Source organism: Bradyrhizobium sp. 23 (genome assembly GCF_023073295.1).
In the GTDB taxonomy this organism is placed as follows: Bacteria; Pseudomonadota; Alphaproteobacteria; order Rhizobiales; family Xanthobacteraceae; genus Bradyrhizobium; species Bradyrhizobium canariense_D.
Genome location: NZ_JADPJF010000099.1, coordinates 3725 through 12447, shown reverse-complemented (window position 1 = coordinate 12447; position 8723 = coordinate 3725). Strand labels below are relative to the sequence as shown.

Below are 8723 nucleotides of genomic sequence, written 5' to 3'. Positions count from 1 at the left end.
CGTAAACCTGGCTCGCTTCATCTGTCCGTCCTTCAGAAGGCCGGACTCTAACTTCAACTGGAGGAAATCGGCAGGGGCAGGTCATGCCGTCCCCTGACAGCGCGTTTGATATTGTGTACTGCCAACTGGGCCTCCAGTTCTTCGCCGACAGACCAGCTGCTTTGCGCGAAATGCGCAGAGTTCTATCTTCAAGGGGAAGGCTCGTCCTCATGGTGTGGTGCGGCATTGATCGAAGTCCCGGGTTTGAATCATTAGCCAAAATACTGGAGCGCCACATCGGTCCAGCGGCGGCCACGATCATGCGAGCTCCATTTGGACTGGCCGATGCCGATGAGCTGAGCCGACTTGTCGCTGCTGCGAACTTTCAGGACATCACGGTTCAACGGAGGGTCGGTGCCATCGAGTTTCCATCCGTCGAACGATTTGTATCCAGCTATGTTGCGGGTTCGCCACTGGCCAGTCATGTGTCGCAAGCAAGCGATGCGGCTCGGCAACGGCTGATATCCGATACAAATGCAGCTTTAGAGCCATATGTTGATAGTCGTGGGTTGTCGTTCCCAATAGCCGCTCACTTGCTTACTGCAACCGTCTAAGTCTGGCCTTGGCCTACCCGGACATACGGAATGACGCAACAGCTTCAGCGTGTGCTCCTCTCGGCTAGTCTAGCCTGGATGACGCTCGTTGGATGGACGACGCAGTCCGCCGATCGGCCCGCGCAGCGCGTACCGTGTCCGCAAGGGGACTCCAAGCAAACCACCCCGAGAAAGCGCGAACGTCGGCGGGCGTCCCCTCCAGCCGGACCTGCTGCCTATGCAAGGCTTCGGAGAAGCTTACTCGCCCCAGCCAAACTTTATAAAACGCCACGATGTCCGTCGAGACAATCACATCGATATCGAAGCCGGGGTTCTTGAGACAGACCGAAACGTCTGCGCGTTTGATCAGGAGCCAATAGCGCTGCCTCGGCCCGCCACCGAAATCGAACTGGATCACCACGCGGCGTTTCCCTATGGCTTCGATGCGCACGCGGCGCCGCATCCACCACAGCAGGACGACGGGATCGAGTTCGTTCTGCCGAGGATCACCGAAAGCCCAGCGCGCTCCCCATCCGCCAAATTGGTCGATAATCGATTGCAGGTCGCGCCCGGCGGATGTCAGTCGGTATTCAGTGTGCTTGCCCCGCGAGCCTCCGCGCCGTTCCAGCACGCCGGCTTGCTGCAACCGCCGCAGCCGTCCCGCAAGCAGCGTGCGGGACATGTGAGGAAGACCCCGCTCAAGTTCGTTGAAGTGATTAACGTCGGCAAGCAGCTCGCGCACGATGAGCACAGTCCAACGGTCGGCAAGGATTTCCGCCGCTCGCGCCACGGGACAATATTGGCCGTAACGGTACATGATTGAGCGTATCACGCCGCGCGGGGGTGCGGAAGTAGTCCGGTCTTCGCACTAGCTTAGAGCTCGGCGAGCGCTTTACGCTGCAGCTTCGATTGCCATTAACGTCGACTGGCGGAAAAGGAGATTTATCATGCCAAACGCCATCAGACGCGATTTTCTCCTGGCTCTCGCAACGGTACCGTTCGTGGCATTGCTTGGACAGGCGGGCGAGGCGCGCGCGCAAGTAGGCGTAAGCCCAGTCAAAGTCGATACCAACGGCTTGGTCGCCAAAATCAAGTTCGAGGCGCCACTTGAAGGATTCCTCAAGGAGATCAATGGAAAGTACAAGCTCAGAGTCACCGAGTTGACGCTTGCGCCCGGCGGACATGTGGGTGAGCACAATCACGAGTGCCCCGGCATCCGCCAAGTCACCTCCGGCTACATGACTTACGTCTTGCCAGACAAGGCTGTAGTTTACGGCCCGGGCGATTTCTTCTTTGAATCTGGCGATATGAACCACACTGTCTTTAACAAGACGGATGCACCCATGGTGCACGTGCTCTTCGAAATACTGCCGGTTAACCTGAACGGGCCTTCGCTGATTCCGGTCAGGCATCATTAGAAGGCTGTTCGTCTGTGACGTGGGCTCGCAAGCGAGCTTGGCCCTGCGAGCTGGGACCGGCTGGAGCGAACAAAGTGGCTTCGGAAGCGGCAGCTCGGCCCACCGCCGTTTCGCGTATCGGCGTTGTTTGCGCCTGCGCACGCCTACGCAATAAGCCGAAGAGCGCCTCAGACACCGTGATGTCCGGTGTCGCTGGTAAACTGGTCGCGTAGCTGAAGTTGCCTCGAGGCAGCTTCTGAGCCGAAGCGGAAATGCTCATTCGCGGCGGCCTCACCCGCGCAAACAGTCAATTGGATCAGCTCTACTGACGCACCCTCGCGTGCTGAGCTCCGCCTGCGACACTGTGTTACTGTTTGTAGATCTGTAACTCTTGCTGGAGTGTTCCTCGGGGCGTAGCCTGCTCGCTCGCATTAGTTCTCTGCGCCATCACAAAGGGAGGGAACGATGGCCTTTAATCGTGTACTCATCGCATTGTTTTCGGTCGTTGCCATTCTGACCAGTTTTAGCGCCGTTGCACAGGGCGTGCCGCCGGAAGGCTCGGTCTCGGTCATATTCACCGCCACGCCTATTCCAGCACCCAAGCCAATGTCGATAGGCAACGGCAGAGAGTTTGTTTTTGTGAACCAAGCCATGGCAGCCTCGAACGAGGCTGGAAACCCTGTACTCAACAACATGGGTGGACGCTGTCAATTGAGCCGCCTTACGGATTCGTCCGCAAAGACCGCGGAGATTCACGGGTTTTGTACTTACATCGACAAGGACGGCGATCAAGTGTTCGAACAGTGTGACTGGATGCCGGGATCTCCCAACAATTGCAAGATCACTGGTGGAACGGGGAAATTTGAAGGTCTGCAGGCTGCGCTCGTCGTCACCATCGACCCGCTCAAGAGTAACTTCGATGGCATCAGCCAGGTCATTGGTCACAAGAAGGGAACGTACAAGTTCACCAACACGAACTGAGCCAACCAGGTGCCAACAGCTACGTACTTGAAACGATGCCAGTGATATCGCCTGGCATGGAGCAGTGACGTGATCATCGGCGGCGGAGACAAAGCTGATGAGGTGATGAGGTTTTCGTTGCGATCTGGCAAGTGCCGCCGTTGCATGGCCCTTGGCAGGATGGCCACAACAGCGGCAACTTGGCGAATTGGGTACCTAATGCCCGGCTTCATAGTTGGTCTTGACCTCAAACAAGAGTTGAACACTCTGGGGATGTGAGCCGAACAGCGTCATGACAGAAGCCGTCGCGGGTCCAAGCCGACGTGAGTACGTTTGTGGTCGAGGTCAGAAAGGGATCCGCACCGATCGTTGAGACGTGGTATCATTGTTTGGTCGTTGTCTTCAGGCTTCTGCGAGGATTGCAATGAAGCGACGAGAGTTCATTGCGGGAACTGCGGCGCTGCTCATTTCGCCACGTTCTTCGCAGGGGCAGGGCAAGCGTCGTCGACTCGGCTTTCTCGCCATAGGCGATGGAAGCGGCAAGGCCCTTAATCAAGCCGAGGTTGCGTTCATTGATGCGCTGCGAAGCCTAGGTTGGATACAGGGAAAAAACCTCACCATAGAGTATCGGTTTTCTCAACCCGCAGATCGACTGACCGACTCCGTCGCCGAGCTGATGGCCCTCGGCCCCGACATCCTGATCGCTCCAGGACCGCAAGCAGCAATAGCGCTCAAATCCGCGACCGGCACGATTCCCATCGTATTCGTGGGTGTCGCTGATCCCGTGCACCTCGGCCTCATACAAAGCCTGTCGCGACCAGGTGGCAACATGACAGGCGTGACGACCAACGTCCCCGACGACTTCTTCGCAAAACGTCTAGAAATTCTTCGAGAACTTGTTCCCGGCGCATCTAAAATCGCAGTCTTGATCAATCCAGATAATCCACTGCAAAGGCTGTACTTCGCGGAAGAGATCCCACGCATAGCCCGGCACCTCGGCGTGGCTCTGCCTCTCGTTCCGGCGACCAAGCCAGAAGAACTCGACATTGCCTTTGCCTCGGCCGCCGCCCAACACGCCGATGCGATCATTGATTTCGGCGATGCGCTCACTTATGCCCAGGCGCAGCGGATTATCGCGCTCGCGGCTAAGTATCACCTGCCAGCAAACTACTTGTTTCGGCATTATGCCGATGGGGGACTATCGGTATACGGGGCCGATACCGCCGATCTATTCCGTCATGCGGGCGACTATGTAGACAAGATCCTCAGGGGTGCCAAACCTGTGGACCTCCCGGTACAAAGGCCAACGAAGTTCGTCCTCATAATCAACGTAAAGACGGCCAAAGCGCTGGGTCTCACCGTGCCGACCTCGTTGCTGATACGGGCCGACCAAGTGATCGAATAAGGCTCCGCCGCGGTGCATGGGCCCATACCCGAAAGTCGCTTGGAGCATGTCATGTCGGCTGGCAGAGGGCAAACCGGACACCGATCCAGCTTGCAGCCTACCGCCGCTTTTCGACCCATAGCGGAATTGAAGCCGACACCTTTAACTTGGATCAATGCGTTCGCGCTTAACTGACCACAGCGGCCGATTTTAGCTCGCACCACCGGTTTCATTCCTGCTAGGTTAATTTCTATCCCCGGCAGATATCATTTGGGCGCCGGCGCTGAGAGTTCAAGCGACTCCCGCCTATCAGGCCGGAGTGGCGTGTCGTCATTTAGGTCGCACGAGGGTGATCGGATGCCGGCAAATCTTGCGTCAGCGCTCATTACGAAACTCGCTGTATCGAACCACCTGGATGGCGAAGACATCCGCGCCATTCAGAGCCTGCGGATTCGCGAGCGGCATCTCGGCGCGCGTGAAATCATTGTCGCTGATGGCGTTCGTCCCGGCGAGTGCTGCCTGATCGTTGAGGGGTTTGCCTTCCGCTCGAAAACGACCGCGGACGGAGAGCGACAGGTCCTGTCCTTGCATATTCCCGGCGACATACCTGACCTTCAAAGCCTTCACCTCGGGATCATGGACCATGATCTGGTCAGCCTTTCGCCTTGCACGCTTGGGTTCATTTCGCACGCCGAGCTGACGGAGGTGACGGCGCGACACCCGCACCTAGCCGCGGCCTTGTGGCGAGAGACCTTGATCGATGGTTCTATCTTCCGCGAATGGATCGTGAATGTCGGGCGGCGCGCCGCGCTGCAGAGAATGGCTCACCTGTTGATCGAAGTGCACGAGCGACTTGAAGCAATCGGACGCACTCGCGGCGGGGAGTTTAGCTTGCCCATCACTCAAATTGATCTTGGCGATTGTTTGGGACTTTCAGTGGTCCATACGAACCGTACCCTTCAAGCTCTGCGCGGGGAACGGTTGGTGGAAACGGACAAGTCCGGCTTCAACTTGCTCGACCAGGAACGCTTGAAAGATCTGGCAGGATTCGATCGGGCCTATCTCCATCTGACGCCAAGCCGCTAGAAAACTCAGAGCCTCGCAGCTAGTTGGTACCTCACGCCGCGGCTGCTGACGCCGCGAGGACCTGCTGACGCTCCGTTAGGAACCTGCCCTCGGTACTTGGTTTGTTGTCTCCCTCGCTCATCCGAGCTGCCGGAGCGGCCCCGGCCTATAATCTCCAGCCCGCTGAAGCCGGGGCCGTTTCTCCGCCGTCCGGGGCGGCCTGCTTACGGCAACAGTGGCCTATAAACCGAGGGAGCGGTGCCCTGAAGAACTATCCTGTTGACCCCGGACGTCCGCGGGAATGCGGTGAGGTCGCTTGTCCAGAAAGCTCGATCATGGCCTTGGATGCCGAGGACGAGCTAGAAGCTTTGCGGATTGGGAAAAAAATGGCGGCCATGCTCAACAAGGCAATTACCGTCAGAGCTGCCGATCGCAGGATATTGGCGAGGCTGCAGCCGCCAAAATCGAGCCCTCGCTAGCCCCCGACAGGAAGGCCGAACGAGCTACCCCGGCGTAAGCTGATGCGTTCGCACAACGGGCATCGTTGCGCCGGTGTCGTATTGTTCACTTGCGATCCGCTCAATCGTCGAGCGATGCCTCTTGAAGGTTTCAATAAGGTCGTTTGGGCTGGTTCCGTCTGGCGCAGCGCGATCCCGCAGGGCGGCTATATCCACTCGGCAATCGATGCGGTCGTCGCCCGCGAACATCGCAAAGAACAACGCTTCATTGTTCGAGGCATCGAACTCGCCAGATGGATCAGAGGTAAGGGGCATCTCGGGAAGTCCGTCGCTCAAGTCTTCGATAAATCGCGGCTCAGCTGGGATGAAGTCTCGCCGTCATCCCAGCGCTCAACCTTCAGCGCAAAGAACGGCCCCAGGCCAAGGTGGCACGACCTAGGGCTGAGGGCCGCTCCCGGCTACCGAACCGATAACCTCATGCGTCTGAAACGCATGCAGAACCAAGAGCGGATGATGGGCATCGTTCCTATCGCGGCTTCTCGATAGCTCCGGCTGATGACGGTCGGACGCTGGCCTGTTTCCGAAGTGGCCTAGTTTGAGTTGAGCAGTGGCCTGCCTTGCTGTTTTAACATGCATCCGGGAACGAGCGCACTTAACCTGCATCAAGAATCTGAACGGCCCAATTGGGGGATTGGCCTATGGGCGTGGAGCGTATGCACCCACCGAAATACTGGCTTATGCGTGCGGAGGAGTTCCACACGAAAGCGGATAACTGCCAATATCCGGGGACCAGAGACTCGCTCCGTCAAGTTGCGAAGAACTTCGAGGCGTTGGCTCGCCAAGCGCAGATGATCCTTGATCTCACCACCCAATCGGATGAGCGCGGCCTAGAAGCCCGCCGGGTGGCACAAGAACACGCGGACGAGCAACGGATGAACTAAGGCCGCCGCACCGTGCGGCCTCTTTCTTCGCCCGCAAGCATCTTCCGCTCAGGGTGCTTCCGTTGGCGGGTGTCGCTGCATGTCAGCTCACAAGTGCAGACCGGAAGTTTGCAGCCCGGCGCCAGTTCGGCGGCTTGTGACCCAGCGGACTTTCGCTGCGAACGGTCTGGCGCGATGATCGCGGCTTCGGGTCTTCAAGACCGGGCATGCCAGTTCGCCTTAGGTAGTCGGCCAAGGCCCAATGGTGGACGTAACCGTCCACCCCCTTTAGGGGGGTCGACGTCTTGCGTTGATGAGCCGTCTGATGGCGGCTACTGCCCGAACAACAGGCGGCGGCAAGCGCCCCTTTCGCGCTGGAATGACGACCAGAACATAGAGCACGTTGAGCAGCAGCCAGATGGCGACCGCGATCAAAAAGAACTTCATGAAAAAGGCCCGGCTAAATCCGGCAGAGGAAACTAGTAAGGCTATGACATCGGGCTCGCGCCGCGAAATGCTGATTTCGACTCTGATGAGGGAGCTACGGGACGTGGGCAGCCTGGCCCGAACTCCGGTCGCAGTTCGTGACTGGACCCATTAACATAGTTTAATTTATTTAATTTAGTTTAGCGTATTTAATCTTTCCGCCAGCCCCGGAGAGAACGCCATGCCTGACCAAGACGATGACCGCCGCGAATTTCTGAAGACCTGCGGAAAGTTCGCTGCCGTGACACCTCCAGCCATCACGCTACTGCTATCGACCTCCCTCACTTCCGATGCGATCGCGCACTCTGGTGCGGGGGCCGTCCACCATGATCACCATGAGCACCACCACGGTAACAATGGCTGGGGCAATGGTGGCGGCGATGGCAGTCCCAACGGCAAGGACGATAGAGGCCGCTAGACCATTTGCCGCCGGAGCAGCAACTGGAACGTCTCGCCGGCTACCAAGTTTTCCCAAAGCCCATCCCCAAGTGGGTAACGCAGTCGGGCCCCAGCTCTTCCCCATTGCCCCCCGGAGCTGGGGCTCATTTTTGTCCCGCCTCGAGGCGCCGGTTTCGCCAGCGGAACTTTTGTGCACTTTTGCACTTATCAGTCCTGCCGCGATGGTCGTGCGACTGAGGATGGGCACCGGTGCGGATTCCGACGAAGTCGCCCAGGCGTACCGATCTGAAGTCGCTTGTGGATTCCGAGACGATGTCGCCCACCTTTCCGATTTGATCTCGCCCAGCGGCGAGGCGTTCTGGCCGGCTGGTTCTCTGGCATCGGTCAAGCCGCGTGGTCAATCTGGAATCGCGACTTCGACCTGTTTTCTTCTTCTGCGGTTGCTGTGGGCATGTGGGCAACGCGATTGCGTTGTCCAAGCGCAGCGGCATGTCCACAGCGCCACGGGCTCAGGTCTTTCGGGCGGATTGCCGGGTTCGCCGCAGGCTCTCACCGGTGAGGTCGAGCCGATGGGCATTGTGGACGAGACGATCGAGCACGGCGTCGGCATAGGTGGGATCTCCAATGAGCAGATGCCACTGGTCCACGGGGAGCTGGCTGGTGACGATGGTGGAGCGATGACCGTAGCGATCTTCGAGGATTTCCAGGAGGTCGTGACGGGCACCGGCGTCGAGCGGCTCGAGTCCCCAATCATCGAGGATCAGCAGATCGACACGGCCAAGGCCGCGCAACAGGCGTGGATGGCGGCCGTCGCCGCGGGCGAGCGCCAGATCGTCGAACAGTCGCGGGACGCGCTGATAGAACACAGAGCGATTGTCGCGACAGGCCTTGTGGCCGAGCGCCGAGGCGAGCCAACTCTTGCCGACGCCGGCCGGGCCGCAGATCAGGAGATTGACGTGGTCGTCGATCCAACGGCCCTCGACAAGCTTAGCGAACAGCGGGCGGTCGAGACCGCGCGGGGTGCGGTAGTCGATGTCCTCGACGCACGCCTGCTGGCGCAGCTTGGCGTAGCGCAGGCGAGT

The 8723-nt window shown here is 58.8% G+C and carries 10 protein-coding genes; 8 read left to right on the top strand and 2 right to left on the bottom strand.

What is annotated here, in order from left to right:
- The first annotated feature begins 83 nt into the window (after positions 1–83).
- On the top strand, positions 84–593 hold the full coding sequence (locus IVB32_RS25025) for a methyltransferase domain-containing protein (RefSeq protein WP_247411726.1): 510 nt from the start codon (positions 84–86) through the stop codon (positions 591–593).
- 64 nt (positions 594–657) lie between these two features.
- Here the strand turns inward: IVB32_RS25025 and IVB32_RS25020 are convergent, their stop codons facing one another.
- Positions 658–1389, bottom strand: coding sequence for a helix-turn-helix domain-containing protein (locus tag IVB32_RS25020; RefSeq protein ID WP_247411725.1), 732 nt, complete (start codon positions 1387–1389; stop codon positions 658–660).
- A gap of 130 nt (positions 1390–1519) precedes the next feature.
- On the opposite strand from IVB32_RS25020, the gene IVB32_RS25015 reads away from it, so the two are divergent.
- From IVB32_RS25015 to IVB32_RS24985, 7 genes are all read left to right on the top strand, one after another.
- On the top strand, positions 1520–1990 hold the full coding sequence (locus IVB32_RS25015) for a cupin domain-containing protein (RefSeq protein WP_018456658.1): 471 nt from the start codon (positions 1520–1522) through the stop codon (positions 1988–1990).
- Positions 1991–2434: 444 nt separating this feature from the next.
- Positions 2435–2950 (top strand): hypothetical protein, encoded by a 516-nt coding sequence (locus IVB32_RS25010; RefSeq protein ID WP_247361344.1) that lies wholly within the window; start codon positions 2435–2437, stop codon positions 2948–2950.
- 403 nt (positions 2951–3353) lie between these two features.
- Positions 3354–4334 carry an ABC transporter substrate-binding protein gene (locus IVB32_RS25005; protein WP_247361346.1) on the top strand — a complete coding sequence of 327 codons (981 nt, stop codon included), beginning with the start codon at positions 3354–3356 and terminating at the stop codon, positions 4332–4334.
- Between the two features lie 336 nt (positions 4335–4670).
- Entirely contained in the window at positions 4671–5399 is a 729-nt protein-coding gene (locus IVB32_RS25000) for a Crp/Fnr family transcriptional regulator (protein ID WP_247299862.1), read from the top strand.
- A gap of 500 nt (positions 5400–5899) precedes the next feature.
- Positions 5900–6382 (top strand): hypothetical protein, encoded by a 483-nt coding sequence (locus IVB32_RS24995; protein WP_245288445.1) that lies wholly within the window; start codon positions 5900–5902, stop codon positions 6380–6382.
- Between the two features lie 152 nt (positions 6383–6534).
- The gene (locus tag IVB32_RS24990) at positions 6535–6777 is read left to right on the top strand and encodes a hypothetical protein (protein WP_018456650.1); all 243 of its coding nucleotides are present in this window, start codon (positions 6535–6537) and stop codon (positions 6775–6777) included.
- Between the two features lie 646 nt (positions 6778–7423).
- Complete coding sequence (locus IVB32_RS24985; RefSeq protein ID WP_083926434.1) at positions 7424–7660, top strand: hypothetical protein; 237 nt, start codon at positions 7424–7426, stop codon at positions 7658–7660.
- Between the two features lie 490 nt (positions 7661–8150).
- Here the strand turns inward: IVB32_RS24985 and istB are convergent.
- Positions 8151–8723, bottom strand: a 573-nt coding sequence (gene istB / locus IVB32_RS24980; protein WP_247411724.1) for an IS21-like element helper ATPase IstB, incomplete at its 5' end; no start/stop codon positions are given.